This is a genomic window from Streptomyces sp. NPDC021224 (assembly GCF_044332905.1).
Taxonomy (GTDB): Bacteria; Actinomycetota; Actinomycetes; order Streptomycetales; family Streptomycetaceae; genus Actinacidiphila.
Map to the genome: position 1 here is coordinate 14,018 of NZ_JBIRPW010000013.1, position 14,402 is coordinate 28,419.

The 14,402-nt window shown below is 73.5% G+C and carries 12 protein-coding genes and 2 pseudogenes; 7 read left to right on the forward strand and 7 right to left on the reverse strand.

Going from position 1 to position 14,402, the window contains the following annotated elements; genetic code table 11:
* Window positions 1-83: 83 nt before the first annotated feature.
* The gene (locus ACH4PY_RS27180) at window positions 84-290 is read right to left on the reverse strand and encodes a DUF5999 family protein (RefSeq protein ID WP_398188228.1); all 207 of its coding nucleotides are present in this window, start codon (window positions 288-290) and stop codon (window positions 84-86) included.
* 278 nt (window positions 291-568) lie between these two features.
* A complete protein-coding gene (locus tag ACH4PY_RS27185) occupies window positions 569-1,156 on the reverse strand; it encodes a hypothetical protein (RefSeq protein ID WP_398188231.1) in 588 nt (195 codons plus the stop codon).
* Window positions 1,157-1,628: 472 nt separating this feature from the next.
* Here ACH4PY_RS27185 and ACH4PY_RS27190 point away from each other — a divergent pair, with 472 nt between their 5' ends.
* Together ACH4PY_RS27190 and ACH4PY_RS27195 are read left to right on the forward strand one after the other, a co-directional pair.
* On the forward strand, window positions 1,629-3,119 hold the full coding sequence (locus ACH4PY_RS27190) for a glutamate--cysteine ligase (protein ID WP_398188234.1): 1,491 nt from the start codon (window positions 1,629-1,631) through the stop codon (window positions 3,117-3,119).
* Window positions 3,120-3,290: 171 nt separating this feature from the next.
* Window positions 3,291-4,088 carry a CPBP family intramembrane glutamic endopeptidase gene (locus ACH4PY_RS27195; protein WP_398188237.1) on the forward strand — a complete coding sequence of 266 codons (798 nt, stop codon included), beginning with the start codon at window positions 3,291-3,293 and terminating at the stop codon, window positions 4,086-4,088.
* A 28-nt stretch (window positions 4,089-4,116) separates the two neighbouring features.
* On the opposite strand, the gene ACH4PY_RS27200 is transcribed toward ACH4PY_RS27195, so the two are convergent.
* Entirely contained in the window at window positions 4,117-4,308 is a 192-nt protein-coding gene (locus ACH4PY_RS27200; protein WP_031518663.1) for a DUF1059 domain-containing protein, read from the reverse strand.
* A 242-nt stretch (window positions 4,309-4,550) separates the two neighbouring features.
* Between ACH4PY_RS27200 and ACH4PY_RS27205 the strand changes: the two genes are divergently transcribed.
* Together ACH4PY_RS27205 and ACH4PY_RS27210 are read left to right on the forward strand one after the other, a co-directional pair.
* On the forward strand, window positions 4,551-5,588 hold the full coding sequence (locus tag ACH4PY_RS27205; protein ID WP_398188240.1) for a class I SAM-dependent methyltransferase: 1,038 nt from the start codon (window positions 4,551-4,553) through the stop codon (window positions 5,586-5,588).
* Between the two features lie 146 nt (window positions 5,589-5,734).
* Window positions 5,735-6,475, forward strand: coding sequence for a LuxR C-terminal-related transcriptional regulator (locus tag ACH4PY_RS27210; RefSeq protein ID WP_398188243.1), 741 nt, complete (start codon window positions 5,735-5,737; stop codon window positions 6,473-6,475).
* A 92-nt stretch (window positions 6,476-6,567) separates the two neighbouring features.
* Here the strand turns inward: ACH4PY_RS27210 and ACH4PY_RS27215 are convergent, their stop codons facing one another.
* Together ACH4PY_RS27215 and ACH4PY_RS27220 are read right to left on the reverse strand one after the other, a co-directional pair.
* Entirely contained in the window at window positions 6,568-6,981 is a 414-nt protein-coding gene (locus ACH4PY_RS27215) for a VOC family protein (protein ID WP_398188246.1), read from the reverse strand.
* Between the two features lie 5 nt (window positions 6,982-6,986).
* Window positions 6,987-7,598 carry a helix-turn-helix transcriptional regulator gene (locus ACH4PY_RS27220; protein WP_398188610.1) on the reverse strand — a complete coding sequence of 204 codons (612 nt, stop codon included), beginning with the start codon at window positions 7,596-7,598 and terminating at the stop codon, window positions 6,987-6,989.
* Here ACH4PY_RS27220 and ACH4PY_RS27225 point away from each other — a divergent pair.
* Window positions 7,584-8,180 (forward strand): annotated as a pseudogene (locus ACH4PY_RS27225) (PadR family transcriptional regulator); the annotation flags it as partial. The gene ACH4PY_RS27220 and the pseudogene ACH4PY_RS27225 sit on opposite strands and share 15 nt — an antisense overlap.
* A gap of 393 nt (window positions 8,181-8,573) precedes the next feature.
* Here ACH4PY_RS27225 and ACH4PY_RS27230 read toward each other — a convergent pair.
* Window positions 8,574-9,833, reverse strand: a pseudogene (locus tag ACH4PY_RS27230) (MFS transporter); the annotation flags it as partial.
* A 76-nt stretch (window positions 9,834-9,909) separates the two neighbouring features.
* Window positions 9,910-10,929, reverse strand: coding sequence for a LacI family DNA-binding transcriptional regulator (locus ACH4PY_RS27235; protein ID WP_398188249.1), 1,020 nt, complete (start codon window positions 10,927-10,929; stop codon window positions 9,910-9,912).
* Between the two features lie 262 nt (window positions 10,930-11,191).
* Here ACH4PY_RS27235 and ACH4PY_RS27240 point away from each other — a divergent pair, with 262 nt between their 5' ends.
* Complete coding sequence (locus ACH4PY_RS27240) at window positions 11,192-13,450, forward strand: glycoside hydrolase family 3 N-terminal domain-containing protein (protein ID WP_398188252.1); 2,259 nt, start codon at window positions 11,192-11,194, stop codon at window positions 13,448-13,450.
* Between the two features lie 161 nt (window positions 13,451-13,611).
* A complete protein-coding gene (locus tag ACH4PY_RS27245; RefSeq protein ID WP_398188255.1) occupies window positions 13,612-14,373 on the forward strand; it encodes a pyridoxal 5'-phosphate synthase in 762 nt (253 codons plus the stop codon).
* Window positions 14,374-14,402 lie beyond the last annotated feature (29 nt).

Genomic DNA, 14,402 nt, shown 5'->3' on the forward strand with positions numbered 1-14,402 from the left:
AGCCGGTTCCCTTGGCGACAGGGGAACCGGCCGGGTGTCGGGCGATGGCGCGGGCCCGCCGGTGACGGCGGCGGCTGCGCCGGTCAGGCCGCCGTCGTGACCTGCTCGCTGCCGAGCGGGCGGTGCGGGGCGATGATCTGCCCGTCGGGCAGCAGCTCCCCGGTGTCCTCGAAGAGCAGCACACCGTTGCACAGCAGGCTCCAGCCCTGCTCCGGGTGGTGGGCCACGGTGAGGGCCGCCTCACGGTCGGGGCCGTCGGCGGAAGGGCACTGCGGTTGGTGCTGGCACATGGATCGAGTCTTTCGCTGCGTGTGGTCAGTGGTGCGGTCGGTCGTGCGGTCTGCCTGGTGCATCTGCGTCCCCCCGTGTGTGCGTGAGGCCGATCCCAGTGTTGTCCTCCTGGCGGCAATCCGCAGGGATTTCGCCGAGGCGATGCTTTCCGGAGAAGACGCGTCACCCGGGCGGGCGGTTGCCGTCACCCAGTGTCAATGGCAGGGCAGGGAAGGCCGCACGACGGTGCCCCCGGCCGACCCGACCGGGGGCACCCTTGCTGCTCCGGACCGCGGCGTCAGGCCGGGGATCCCGCCAGCGGCGGTGGCGCCAGGCGCATGCGCAGCACCGGCGCCAGCTCCGTCATCCGGTACACCCGGTAGGCCGCGATGCCCGGCGGCGCGGGTGCCAGCGGCACCAGCAGGTCGTCCGGGTCGGGCTGCGCGGTGGCCGCCTCCGCCCGCGGGTCGCGGTGCAGCCACAGCGCGAGCATGTAAAGGCCCGGTACCGACAGCAGATGCGGCTGGTACGTCGCCGGCAGCGCCTCGGCCTGGACCAGCGCCCGCTCGATCGACACCAGGAACGGCCCCTCCGAGAACCGCGAGAACACCCAGCCGTCCGGGGTCAGCACGGTCTCGCCCGCCGCGGCGACCCGGGCACCTGCCCTGATATGGAACCGCCAGCCCGTCAGCCGCGCCTGCGGCAGCGCTCCGGGAACGGCTGCCGGCTCGAACACGTGGACGGGCAGCGGGTGTTCGGCGGCCAGCGGCCCTTCTGCGGTGCGCAGCGCCGGCGTCCTGGCCTCAAGGACGGCGGTGGGCGAACTGAGCGCGGCGAGCACGCTCAGCAGGGCTGGGGCAGGAGCTGGGGGAACAAGCAGCGGCATGGTTGTCGCCTCTCACTGGGAGACACGTGGTGCGGGGAGGGCGGGCGCGGACGGCACGGTCGGTTCGATGCTCTGCGGGAGACCTGCTCAGGCACGTCCGGCGACGGCGGATGCATTGCCTTGTTCGCGGAGTTTATACGACGTGTGTTCGCTCCATGTTTCATCTAGTCGATGCCAGTATTACGCGCAAGGCGATAATTCGCCTTCCTCGCCGGGCGTGTCGACGGCATTCCCGCAGCGTACGAGGAGGGCGCTGCATATTTCTGCGCGCCACGGACGGCCGGATCCCGACGGTCATTTCCCGCGCTTGCACGCCTCCGGTGGCAACTGAATGTGCCAGCGGAAAGTGCGCGCTTCGCTGCTAGTGCAAGCCTAGCGTGCGCGGCCCGCCCGGCGTGGCGTTATTCGATCATTTGGGTGGGCATCCTCCGATGGATGGCCGGGGGGCGGCCACGGGAGGGAGGGATCACCGATGGGTGAGAAGGTCGTCGCCAGCGGCTTCGAACCGGCCGACCGCGGGCGCTACCGGCACAAGCTCCAGCAGTGTCTGCTGGGGCTCGAGCGGCTGCTGGAGGGCAAGCGATTCGACCGGCCGCGCAATCTCATGGGCCTGGAGATCGAATTGAATCTCGCGGATTCCACGGGACTGCCCCGCATGATGAACGAAGAGGTGCTGGAGCGCATCGCGAGCCGTGATTTCCAGACCGAGCTCGCGCAGTTCAACATTGAGGTGAACATTGCCCCGCACCGGCTTTCCGGGCCGGTCTTCGACCGGCTCGCCGAGGAACTGCGCACCGGCCTGTCGTATGCCGACCGGATGGCCTCCGACGTCGGCGCCCGCATCGTCATGGTGGGAATTCTGCCCACCCTGCGGGCCGACGACCTGGTCACCGCCAACCTGTCGCGGGCCGACCGCTTCATGCTGCTCAACGACCGCATCCTGGCCATGCGCGGCGAGGACATCACCCTCGACATCGACGGCGTCGAGCACCTGGAGCACGCCTCGCAGTCCATCGCCCCCGAAGCGGCCTGCACCTCCACGCAGATGCACCTCCAGGTCACGCCCGGACGCTTCGCGGCGGTGTGGAACGCGGCGCAGGCGGTGTGCGGCCCGCAGGTCGCCGCCGGAGCCAACTCGCCCTTCCTCTTCGGCCGCGAGCTGTGGCGCGAGACCCGCCCGCTGCTCTTCCAGCAGTCCACCGACACCCGCCCGCAGGAGCTGCGCGCCCAGGGCGTGCGCCCGCTGACGTGGTTCGGCGAGCGCTGGATCGACTCCCCGCTCGACCTCTTCGCCGAGAACGTCCGCTACTTCCCGGCGCTGCTGCCCATCTGCGACGACGAGAACCCGCTGAGCGTGCTTGACGACGGGGGAGTGCCGCAGCTGCGCGAACTCACCCTGCACAACGGCACCATCTACCGCTGGAACCGCCCGGTCTACGCGGTCGTCGACGGTGTGCCGCACCTGCGGGTCGAGAACCGGGTACTGCCCGCCGGGCCCACCGTCGCCGACGTGCTCGCCAACGCCGCCTTCTACTACGGGCTGGTGCGCGCGCTGGCCGACGCGCCGCGCCCGGTGTGGCAGCGGCTGCCCTTCCGCGTCGCGGCCGCCAACTTCGACGCGGGCTGCAAGGACGGCATCCACGCCGTCATGCACTGGCCGCGCGGCCGCGGCGGCGGTCTCACCGAGATCCCGGCCGCCGAGCTGATCCGCGACGAACTGCTGCCGCTCGCGGCCTCCGGGCTGGACGCGTGGGGCATTGAACCGGCCGACCGGGACCGCTACCTCGGCATCATCGAGCAGCGCTGCCGGCTGCGGACCAACGGCGCGGAGTGGCAGTGCGAGTCCTTCCACCGGCTGCTGGAACGCGGCCCGGACCGCATGGCGGCGCTGGCCGGGATGACCCGGCGCTACCGGGGGAACTCGGCGGAGGGCCGGCCGGTCCACGAGTGGGCCGCGGTCTGATCCCGCACCCGCCGCCCAGGTCTGCGCCCAGGTCTGCGCCCGGGCCTGCCGACAAACCCGCCGACGGGCCCGTGACCGGACACGGCGGCTCCGGACCGGGGGTGGCGGGGCGGCGGCAGGCGCGATCTTCGTATCTTGTCCTTCAGACACCCGCGCCGCTGGAGGACCCGCATGCACACACAGCCCCGCCCGGCGGACCAGACGGCGGAACCGGAACTCCCGGACCGCACGCTGCGCAGCGAGATGCTCATCGTCCTCGCGCTCTCGCTCGGCGCCAGCGGGGTGTCCGCCCTCATCGACTTCATCGGCTCGGTGACCCGGCCGGGCGCGCTCAAGGACCAGGCCGCGACCCTGGTCGGCTCCTACGCGCCGCACCGCCCCTGGCTCGACCTCGCCTGGCAGCTCTTCTACATCGCCGCCGCCCTCGCACCGGTCGCACTGGTCGCACACCTGCTGGGACGCGAACGCGCCGGGATGCGCTCCATCGGCTTCGACCTGACCCGTCCCCGCCTCGACGTGGCCCGGGGCGCGGTGGTCGCCGCGGTCATCGGCGGCACCGGGCTGGCCTTCTACCTCGGCGCCCGGGGGGCCGGTTTCAACCTCACGGTGGTGCCGGAGTCGCTGCCCGACGTGTGGTGGAAGATCCCGGTGCTGGTGCTGTCGGCGGTGCAGAACGCGGTGCTGGAAGAGGTCATCGTGGTCGGCTACCTGCTGCGCAGGCTCGACCGGCTCGGCCGGACGCCGATGGCCGCGCTCGCCGCCAGCGCCGTGCTGCGCGGCTCGTACCACCTCTACCAGGGCATCGGCGGCTTCGTCGGAAACATGGCGATGGGCGTGGTCTTCGTGCTGCTCTACCGCCGGTGGGGCAGGGTCGGCCCGCTGGTCGCGGCGCACGCCCTCATCGACACCGTGGCCTTCGTCGGATACGCCCTGCTCGCGGGCAAGGTGGGCTGGCTGCCCACCGGATGAGCGGGGCCGAGCCCCCCGCCGGGGGGGCTCAGGCGTGCTGCGGGACCTCGTCCTTGAGCACGGAACGCAGCTGCTCGCGGAATTCGGGCGAGTCGGTGTGACCGTGCACGGACACGGCATGCTCGGCGGCCGCGCGCAGCACCTCGTCCTCCTCACCGGAGATCGTCAGGGTGCAGTTGCTCTCGCTCGGGTAGTCACGGCAGTCGGCGACCTTGCGCATGGCCCGTCACCTCCTTCGTGTGCTCCCTTCCGAGTCTACGAGCGCGGTCGGCGGACGCGGGCGGTGCGCGGCGGCGTACGGGGAAGACCGTATTGCCCGGCGGGGGGCGGGTCCGGTGCAGTGGAGGGGAGGAGGAGGCGAGTGCCATGACCGCCGCACCCACTGCACCTACCGCACCTACCGCACCTACCGCACCGGCCCCGCAGGACGCGGATGCCGCGCCGACGGCGGAGGAAGCGCGCGTGAGGGAGTTCCTGGAGAGGGTGATCGCCGACGGAGCCGCCGCGATGGCCGGGCTGTGCACCTCGATCGGTGACCGGCTCGGCCTCTACACGGCGATGGCGGGGGCGGGCCCGCTCACTCCGGCGGACCTGGCCGGACGCACCGGCCTCGACGAGCGCTACCTGCGCGAGTGGCTGGACGCCCAGGTGGCCGGGGAGTACCTGGACTACGACGCGGAGCGCGGCAGCTACATGCTGTCCGACGAGCGCGCCGCCGTCCTCGCGGACCCCGACGCCCCGACGTACGCGGCGGGCATGTTCACCATGCTCCAGGCTCTGTACGGCAGCGAGAACGCGCTGCTGGAGGCCTTCCGCACCGGTGAGGGCGTCGGCTGGGGCGAGCACGGGCCCGCGCTCTTCGAGGGCACGGCCAAGTTCTTCCGGCCCGGATACGCCGCCGCCCTGGTGCCCGAGTGGCTGGGCGCGGCCGACGGCGTGGTGGAGCGGCTGGAGGACGGCGGCCGGGTGGCCGACATCGGCTGCGGCTTCGGGTACTCCACCCTGCTGATGGCCGAGGCCTTCCCCGCCTCGCGCTTCCACGGCTACGACTTCCACCGCCCCTCGGTCGAGGCCGCCCGTACGCTCGCGGAGCGCGAAGGGCTCGCCGACCGCGTCCAGTTCGACGTGGCGAGCGCGCAGGACTACCCCGGTGAGGGCTACGACCTGGTCACCTTCTTCGACTGCCTGCACGACATGAGCGATCCGGGCGGCGCGCTGCGGCGGACCGAGCACGCGCTCGCCGACGGCGGCGTGTGCCTGCTCGTCGAGCCGAACGTGTCCGCGGAGGTGACGGAGAACGTTCATCCGATCGGCCGCGGCCTGTCGGCGGCGTCGGTCGCGGTCTGCCTGCCCTCCGCGCTGGCCCAGCCGGGCCCGGAGGCGCTCGGCAACCACGCGGGCGAGGACGCGATGCGGCGGATCGCGGACGGCGCCGGACTGCACCATTGGGAGCTGGCCGCCGAGAGCCCGGTCAACCGGGTGTACGCGGTGACCCGCTGAGCCGCCCGCACCCCCGTACCCGCGCCCGCACCCCCGTACCCCCGTACCCGCGCCCGCACCCCCGTACCCGCGCCCGCCGTCCGGGCCCCCGGCGGCGGGCGCGGGTACGCCTTGACCCGGGCGCTCGCCCTGGCGAGGCTGGAGGTATGGGCGCGGTCGGAGCCGCGGGCCTGCGGCGGATGCTCGCCGTGGTGGACCTGCTGATCGACGCCGACGACGAGGAGCGGCTCGTCCCGGCCCTGCTGCCGGTGCTCCTGTCCGCCCTCCCCGGGGACAGCGTCGTGTGGTCCCCGCGCCCCGGTCCCGCCGCCCCGCTCACCCTGCCGGACGGGCTGCTCGGCACGGGGCTGCTCGCCGCCTACCGGCGGGGCGCCCCGGACGACCCGCTGGTGGCCCACACCACCGACGGACCGGGCACCCCGGCATGCCGGTCGCGGATGCAGAGCCGCACCGACTACCACGCGCTGCCGGTCTACGCGGACGTCTACCGCCGGGTGGGCGCGGACGACCAGCTCGCGATGTCCTTCCCCGCGGGGACCGAGGGCGGCGTGCGGCGGCAGGTGTGCGTGGCCGTCAACCGCAGCGGCAGCGACTTCGGCGACGCCGACCTGGCGGTCGCCGCCATGCTCCGGCCGCGCCTCGGCCGCACCTTCGGCCGGCTGCACCGCGCCCCGCCCGCGCGGGCACTGGTCAGCCGCCGGGAGGCGGAGGTGCTGACGCTGCTCGCGCACGGGTTCACCAACGGGCAGATCGCCCACCGGCTGGCCATCAGCCCGCGCACCGTCGACAAGCACCTGGAGCACGCCTACCCCAAGCTCGGGGTGTGCGGTCGGGTCGAGGCGGCCAACGCCTGGCGGACGGACACCTGGCCGCCCCCGGTGGCGTAGCGCCGACGGCCGTGCGGCGCGCACAGGGATGCTGCGGGCCCGTCCCCCCCGGCGGGCCCGCAGCGGTACCCGGGCCCGGCCGGGGCCGGGGGTCAGCGCTTGGTCTGGTTGAAGCGGACCTCGTTGCCCGCCGGGTCGCGGAAGGCGCAGTCGCGGACGCCGTACTGCTGGTCGGTGGGCTCCTGGACGACGTCCGCGCCCGCCGCCGAGAGCTTCTCGAACGTCGCGTCGACGTCGTCGGACCAGAACACCACCCGGCCGTAGACGCCCTTGGCCATGAGGTCGGCGACGGCCTCGCGGTCGGACGGCGTCATGTTCGGGTTCACCGCCGGGGGTTCGAGAACGATGTCGACCTCCGGCTGGGCGGGCGAGCCGATCGTGACCCAGCGCATGTCGTTGTAGCCCACCTCGTTGCGGATTTCGAGGCCGAGCATGTCGCGGTAGAACTCGATCGCCTTGTCGTGGTCGTCCACGGCCAGGAAGGTGTGGGAGAGCTTGATGTCCATGCCGGTCACGCTACGGCAGGGCCACCCGCGCGTACTTCTTTGATCCTGACCGGTCGGGTGACGATCCGGGCGACGCAGGACGGCAGCGCGGCGAGCTCGGTGTGGTTGCGCGCCCGGTAGGCGCGCGGGGACTCGCCGACCAGTTCGGTGAAGCGGGTGCTGAACGAGCCGAGTGACGAGCAGCCCACCGCCATGCACACATCGGTCACGGACATGTCGCCGCGCCGCAGCAGTGCCTTGGCGCGCTCTATGCGGCGCGTCATCAGGTACGCGTAGGGCGTCTCGCCGAACGCCGCGCGGAAGCTGCGCGAGAAGTGCCCCGGAGACATCAGCGCGTCGCGCGCCAGCGCCGGGACGTCCAGCGGCTGCGCGTACTCCCGGTCCATACGGTCGCGGGCCCGCCGCAGCCGGACCAGATCCGATCTGTCCATGCCTTCAGTGTGCCCGACCCCACCGACAGCGCCGGGTCCGCCGATCCGCTCTGCCCCTTCCGGCCGGGGCGTTTCCCGGTCCGCCCGGCCGTTCGCCGGAAGGGCTTGCCAGACGACAGTCACCGATATATCGTTGAAGCATCGCGAACGATCACGATAGGAGAAAACGTTATGCGTGGACATCATCACGGACACGGACCCTGCGCGCACGGCGAGCACGGTCCCGGAGAACGCGACGGACGCCGGGCCGCCTTCGGCCCGTTCGGGCCGCCCTTCGGCGGCGGCGGGCCCTGGGGCCCCGGAGGACGGGGCCGCGGCGGACCGCGCGGCCGGGCGCGGCGCGGCGACGTACGGGCATCGATCCTGGCCCTCCTCAAGGACCGGCCGATGCACGGCTACGAGATGATCCAGGAGATCGCCGACCGCAGCGGCGGCGCGTGGAAGCCGAGCCCCGGCTCGGTCTACCCGACGCTCCAGCTGCTGGAGGACGAGGGCCTGATCACCAGCACGAGCGAGGGCGGCAAGAAGCTCTTCACGCTCACCGACGAGGGCCGCACCGAGGCCGAGGCCGGATCCGAGGCGCCCTGGGAGGACGCCGGTCGCGGCGTCGACTGGGAGGCCATGAACGAGATAAGGAAGGCCGGCGGCGGTCTGGTCGAGGCCTTCCGCCAGGTGTGGGTCGCGGGCACCCCCGAGCAGCGCGAGAAGGCGCTCACGGTGGTCAACGACGCCCGCAGGCGGCTCTACCTGATCCTCGCCGACGAGGACGACGGCAGGGACGGCGGGGCGGACGGCGGCAAGTTCCGCAAGGACACCGGCCCGGCCTCCTGAGCCGCCCGCCCGCGGGCCGGCACGGGGGAACGCAGGCCCCCGGGGGTTCGTCCCCCGGGGGGCCGCGCCGCGTTCGGCGGGGTGCTCACGGGCGACCGGCTCGCCCGGCGTGCCGTCCGCCGTCTCGCGCGCCGCGTCCCGCGGGGCGGAGGCGAGCCGGGCCGGAAGCGTCAGCGCCAGGACCGCGGCGACGGCGAGCACACCCGCGGCTGCCCGCAGCGCCAGCGCGTAGCCGTGCGTCGCGGCGACCGCGGGCGCCGTGCCGCCCGCCACGTGGTGCCGGACGTACCGCAGCGCGGGCGGGACCAGCGCGGCCAGCCCGAGCGACGCGCCGACCTGCTGCATCGCGGTCTGCACCCCCGAGGCCAGCCCCGCGTCCTGGCCCGTCACCCCGTGCAGCGCCCCGTTGGTCAGCGCCGGATAGCCGACGGCGTTGAAGAAGCCGTAGACCAGCAGCGCGGGCATGATCCCGGCGGCGAACGAGGCGTGCACGGCGAGCCCGCCCACGGCCAGCAGCAGCCCGCCCGCACTGCCCGCGAAGGCCGTGGCCAGCGTCGCCCGCACCCCGAACCGCGGCATCAGCGCCGTGGACACCGCCATGCCGGCACCGATGGCCAGCGTGAAGGGGATGTACGCCAGGCCCGTCCGCAGCGGCGACCAGCCCAGCACCTGCTGGAGGTACAGCGTCAGCAGGAACGCGTACGTGTGGAAGGCGGCGAGCGACAGCACGCTCGCCGCGTTGGACGTCACCCGGGTGCGGTCGGCGAAGAAGCGCGGCGGCAGCACCGGATCCGCCGCCCGCGTCTCCCACCACACCGTGCAGGCCAGCAGCGCGAGCCCGCCGAGCAGCGGCGCCAGCACCCGCCCCGAGCCCCACGGGTGGCCGGCCGCCTGCAGCAGCCCGTGGACGACCGCCACCAGCGCTCCCGTCGCCCCCGCCGCACCGGCCAGGTCGACGCCCCGGCCGGTGCGCGCCATCCGGCTCTCCGGGATCACCCGCGGGACCATGACCAGCGCGAACAGTGCGACGGGGAGGTTGACGAAGAAGACCCACCGCCAGCTCACCAGATCCGTCAGCGACCCTCCGACGACCGAGCCGACCGCGCTGCCCACCGCCGCCGTGCCGCCCCACACCCCGAGCGCCCTGGTGCGCTCCTTCGGGTCGGGGAAGAGCACCGGGATCAGCCCGAGCGCCGCGGGGCCCGCGAGCGCCTCGCCGAGGCCCTGCGCGAAGCGGCCGCCCACCAGCGCGGCCGAGGAGCCCGCGGTGCCGCACACCGCCGAGGCCGCGCCGAAGACCAGCACCCCGGCGACGAAGCCGCGCCGCCGCCCGTACAGGTCCGACAGCCGGCCGCCCAGCAGCAGGAAGCCGCCCGCGGTCAGCACGTAGCCGTTGACCACCCACGGCAGGCCCCCGGGCGAGAAGTGCAGGCCGGACTGGATGCGGGGGAGGGCGATGTTCACGACGGTGACGTCCATCATGAGCATGAACTGCACCGCCGTCAGGATGCCCAGCGCCGCCCACCGCCGTGGGTCCGGCGCCCCTTGCGCGCGGTCCGTGCCGTACGTCGTCCCGTCCCTGCTGCCCATCGCCCGCCCGTTCCCTGGTCGACACCGTCTCGGCAAGCAGACGAGACAGCACCCCCGGGCGGTGACACGGCCCCGGTCAGACCCCCGGGCGGCTCGACCCGCGGATGACCAGCCGGGTCGGGATGATGCGCGGCTGTACGGGTGCCACCGGGGCCGCGTCGATGAGCCCGCGCAGCGCCGCGACCGCCGCCTCGCCCAGGCCGCGCTGGTCCTGGGCGACGGTGCTCAGCGCCGGGCGCACCAGCGAGGCCGCGTCGATGTCGTCGAAGCCGACCACGGCCAGATCGCGCGGCACCGACAGGCCCTCGTCGGCCGCCGCGTGCATCGCGCCGATCGCCATCTGGTCGCCCGCGGCGAAGACGGCGGTGGGCCGGTCCGGCAGCGCCAGCAGCCGCTTGCCCGCGCTCTGCCCGCTGGCCAGGAAGAAGTCGCCCTCGGTCACGTACTCCGGCGGCACGCTCAGGCCCAGCCGGGCGCAGGCCCGCCGGTAGCCCGCGAGGCGCTCGGCGGCGGGCGGCAGGTGCAGCGGGCCGGTGACGGTGGCGATCCGCCGGTGACCGAGGTCGTACAGGTGCTGGACGGCCGCCTCGGCGCCCGCCGCGTTGTCGGAGCTGACCCGTACCGTACGCGGTCCGGTGAAGGCGGTGTCGATGCCCGCGCAGGGCACCCCCGAGTCGGCGAGGGCGCGCAGGCAGCGGTCGTCCGGCGGGGTGGTCAGCACGATGACGCCCTCCAGGTTGTGCCGCCGCACCGCCTGGAGGTGCGCGGTCTCCTGGTCCTCGGCGCCCGGCGTGGTGAGCAGCATCAGGTGGTAGTCCGCCTCGGACAGCGCGGTGCGCACGGCGCTCAGCAGGCCCAGCAGATAGGGGTTGTGCAGGCCTATCGCCTCCTGGCCGCTGTCCCACACCAGGCCGACGGTGTCCGAGCGGCGCCGGACGAGCGTGCGGGCGGGTTCGTTGGGCGCGTAGCCCAGCTCGCTCGCGAGCGCGCGGATCTTGGCGCGGGTGGCCTCGCTCACCTCGGCCCTGTCGTTCAGGGCGCGGGAGACGGTGGCGGTCGACACCCCGCTGCGGCGGGCGAGTTCACGGATGTTCACGACGGACCCGTTCTGCGCGAGAGGAAATGGGCGGATGTGCGGGCGGGGGATTGCGGGACAGGGGCGGTACACGGACGGACGGAGGAGAACGACAGGAAAACGCGGCGAAAAGCGTGCTGCACACAGTCTTGACGATCAGTCGGGGCGAGGACAGACTTCCCGCCGATCGGAAACGTTTACGGCACGGTCGGCCCCGGCAAGCCCGGGGATCCCCAACAGGAACGGGACGCCTGCGATGCCAACGAACGCTCGACGACTGCGCATGAGAACCCTTCTGACACTGGCCACCGCGGCCGCCTGCGTGGCGGCGGTGGCCTCCGTACCGGCCCAGGCCGGTGACAATCCCACCTACACCAACGCCAACGCCCCTGTCGACGTACGGGTCAAGGACCTGCTCAAACGCATGACGCTCGACGAGAAGATCGGCCAGATGGACCAGATCTCCGTGGTGCGCATGCAGGGCGACTGCCAGTGGAGCGGCGGCGCCTTCACCGAATCGTGCATGAAGAACGTACTCGTCGACAATGCCGCCGGGTCCGTTCTCTCCGGCGGCGGCGCGGGACCTTCGGTCAACACCCCGGAGAACTGGGCCGTGATGGTCAACGCGGTGCAGAAGTACGCGATCGAGAAAACCCGCCTGCACATCCCCGTCATCTACGGCGTGGACGCCGTGCACGGACACAACAACGTGCTGGGCGCGACGATCTTCCCGCAGGAGATCGGCCTCGGCTCCACCTGGGACCCGGCCCTCGTCGGCGACGCGGGCGCCGCCACCGCCAAGGCCGTCGCCGCCACCGGCATCGACTGGAACTTCGCCCCGGTCGCCGACATCGCCCGCGACCAGCGCTGGGGACGCTACTACGAGACCTACGGCGAGGACCCGCTGCTGTCCGGCACGCTCGCGGCCGCCGCGGTCTCCGGCATCCAGGGCGCGGACGGCGCCAAGAAGGTCGCCGCGACGGTCAAGCACTTCGCGGGCTACGGCGAACCGGGCAACGGCCACGACCGCGTCCCCGGCGACGTCTCGCTGCGCTACCTCCAGGACACCCTGCTGCCGTCCTACAAGCAGGCCATCGACGCCGGTGCGATGTCGGTGATGGTCAACTCGGGTGCCATCAACGGCATCCCGGCCACCGGCTCGCGCTACCTGCTCACCGATGTGCTGCGCAAGCAGTTCGGCTTCAAGGGCGTCGTGGTCAGCGACTGGGCGGACGTCAGTGCGCTCCAGACCAGCTACCACGTCGCCGCCGACTACCCCGCGGCCGTCGCCAAGGCCGTCAACGCCGGTCTGGACATGGCGATGGAGCCCTACGACGCGCAGGGCTTCAGCGCCGCGCTCAGGACCGCCGTCCAGCGCCACCTGGTCTCCGTCAAGCGCGTCGACGAGTCCGTGACGCGCATCCTCACCATGAAGTTCCGGCTCGGGCTGTTCGAACACCCCTACGTGGACGCCTCGAAGGCCGACGGACGTGTCGTCGGCGCCGACACCGCGCTCGCCCGGCAGGCCGCCGACGAGTCGCAGGTGCTGCTGCGCAACGAGGGCGGCGTGCTGCCCATCTCCTCCGGCGCGAAGAAGATCGTGGTCGCCGGCTCCTACGCCGACGACATCAACGACCAGGCCGGCGGCTGGACCGTCGGCTGGCAGGGCGTGCCCGACGGGGTGACGCTGCCCGGTACCACCGTGCTGGAAGGGATCAAGGAGGCCGCGCCCTCCGGTACGTCGGTGGTCCGCGCGACCTCCGCGGACGACGCGGTGACGCAGGCGAAGGACGCCGACCTGACCGTCGTCGTGGTCGGCGAGAAGGCCGCCGCCGAAGGCAGCGCCGACGCCCCGCGCCCCGAACTGAGCGCCGACCAGCAGGCGCTGGTCTCGTCCCTGAAGGCGACCGGCAAGCCGGTGGTCACCGTCGTGCTGGCCGGCCGCCCGCTGGTGCTCGGCGGCGCCGACGGCACGCAGGGCCTGCTGATGTCCTGGCTGCCCGGCAGCGAGGGCGGCCACGCGGTGGCCGACGTGCTGTTCGGCAAGGTCAACCCGAGCGGCCGGCTCAGCGCGTCGTGGCCCAAGGACATCGGCAATGAACCGCTGTACTACCAGCAGCTCCCCGGCACCAACGCCGGACCGGAGTCCACCTACGACGCGGCCTACCGCTTCGGCGCGGGCCTGTCCTACACCACCTACGCCTTCGACTCGCTCAAGGCCGGCTCCGCGACCGCCCGCAGCCGCGACACCATCAGCCTCAAGGTCGGGGTGTCCAACACCGGCGACCGCGCGGGCGACCTCGTCGTGCCGGTGTACGTCTCGCAGCCGACCAGTGACGTCCTCGCGCCGCCCACCAAGCTCGTCGCCTTCACCCGCGTCCACCTCGCGGCGGGCCAGAGCACGACGGTCACCCTCAAGGTGCCGCCGAACCGGCTCGCGGTGACCCAGGGCGACATCGACGGCTCGGGTCCGCAGCAGGTCGCGCCCGGTGCGTACGTCTTCACCGCGGGCAGCGTGACCACCACGGTCACCGTGCACTGACGCCCGTCGCCCGCGCCCTCCGCGGGCCTGCGGCGGGCCGCGCACGGGGCTTTCCCCGCGCGCGGCCCGCCGTGCCGCACCCCCCGGCCGCGCACCGCCTGCGAGGCTGGACGCGTCCGGGGACGGACGGTGCCCGGCCGAGCGCACGGAGGAGGCGGCACATGCACGACGGCGAGGAGCCGGGGGCCGGTCCGGCGATGCCCGGGGGTCCCGGTCCGGGCGGGCCCGCGGACCCGGCGGACGTCGACCGCGCGCTGCTGGAGCGGATCAGGGCCGCGCCCGTGCTCGCCGGGCCGCTGCCGCACTTCGACCCGGACCGGGCGCCCGACGCGCCGGGCCCGCTGCTCGCCGGGTGGCTCGACCGGGCGCTCGCCGACGGGCTGCCCGAGCCGCACGTGATGACGCTGAGCACCGCCGCGCCCGACGGGACGCCGAGCGCCCGGGTCCTGATGCTGCGCGGGGTGGACTCCGCCGACTGCTCCGTCGTCTTCGCCGGGGACGCCCGCAGTCGCAAGGGCCGCGACCTCGCCGCCCACCCCGTCGCCGCCGCGACTTTCTACTGGCCCGCGCACGGCCGCCAGATCCGGCTCGCCGGGCCGGTCGTGACGCTGTCCGCCGAGGCCGCCTGGCGGGACTTCCTCGGCCGCAGCCCCGCCTCCCGGGCCGCCGCCTTCACCGGCACCGTCAGCGCGCCGCTCGCCGGCCCCGAGGAGTACGCGCGCGAGCGGCTCGCCGCCGAGGCGCTGGTGTCCGCCGAGCCCGACCGGGTGCCCGAGTGGCACACCGTCTACCGGCTGCGCGCCGGTGAGGCCGAGTTCTTCCAGGCCGACCCGCACCGCGGCCACCTGCGGCTGCGCTACACCCGCGACGGCGACCGGAGCCCCGGGAACGGCGACTGGACCCGCACCTTGCTGTGGCCATGACTCATCCCAGGGGAGGAGAGCGCGCCGGG

Coding starts and splice junctions, on each gene's coding strand:
- ACH4PY_RS27180 (WP_398188228.1), bottom strand. CDS start 290: ATGTGCCAGCACCAACCGCAGTGCCCTTCCGCCGACGGCCCCGACCGT.
- ACH4PY_RS27185 (WP_398188231.1), bottom strand. CDS start 1,156: ATGCCGCTGCTTGTTCCCCCAGCTCCTGCCCCAGCCCTGCTGAGCGTG.
- ACH4PY_RS27190 (WP_398188234.1), top strand. CDS start 1,629: ATGGGTGAGAAGGTCGTCGCCAGCGGCTTCGAACCGGCCGACCGCGGG.
- ACH4PY_RS27195 (WP_398188237.1), top strand. CDS start 3,291: ATGCACACACAGCCCCGCCCGGCGGACCAGACGGCGGAACCGGAACTC.
- ACH4PY_RS27200 (WP_031518663.1), bottom strand. CDS start 4,308: ATGCGCAAGGTCGCCGACTGCCGTGACTACCCGAGCGAGAGCAACTGC.
- ACH4PY_RS27210 (WP_398188243.1), top strand. CDS start 5,735: ATGGGCGCGGTCGGAGCCGCGGGCCTGCGGCGGATGCTCGCCGTGGTG.
- ACH4PY_RS27215 (WP_398188246.1), bottom strand. CDS start 6,981: ATGGACATCAAGCTCTCCCACACCTTCCTGGCCGTGGACGACCACGAC.
- ACH4PY_RS27220 (WP_398188610.1), bottom strand. CDS start 7,598: ATGATGTCCACGCATAACGTTTTCTCCTATCGTGATCGTTCGCGATGC.
- ACH4PY_RS27240 (WP_398188252.1), top strand. CDS start 11,192: ATGAGAACCCTTCTGACACTGGCCACCGCGGCCGCCTGCGTGGCGGCG.
- ACH4PY_RS27245 (WP_398188255.1), top strand. CDS start 13,612: ATGCACGACGGCGAGGAGCCGGGGGCCGGTCCGGCGATGCCCGGGGGT.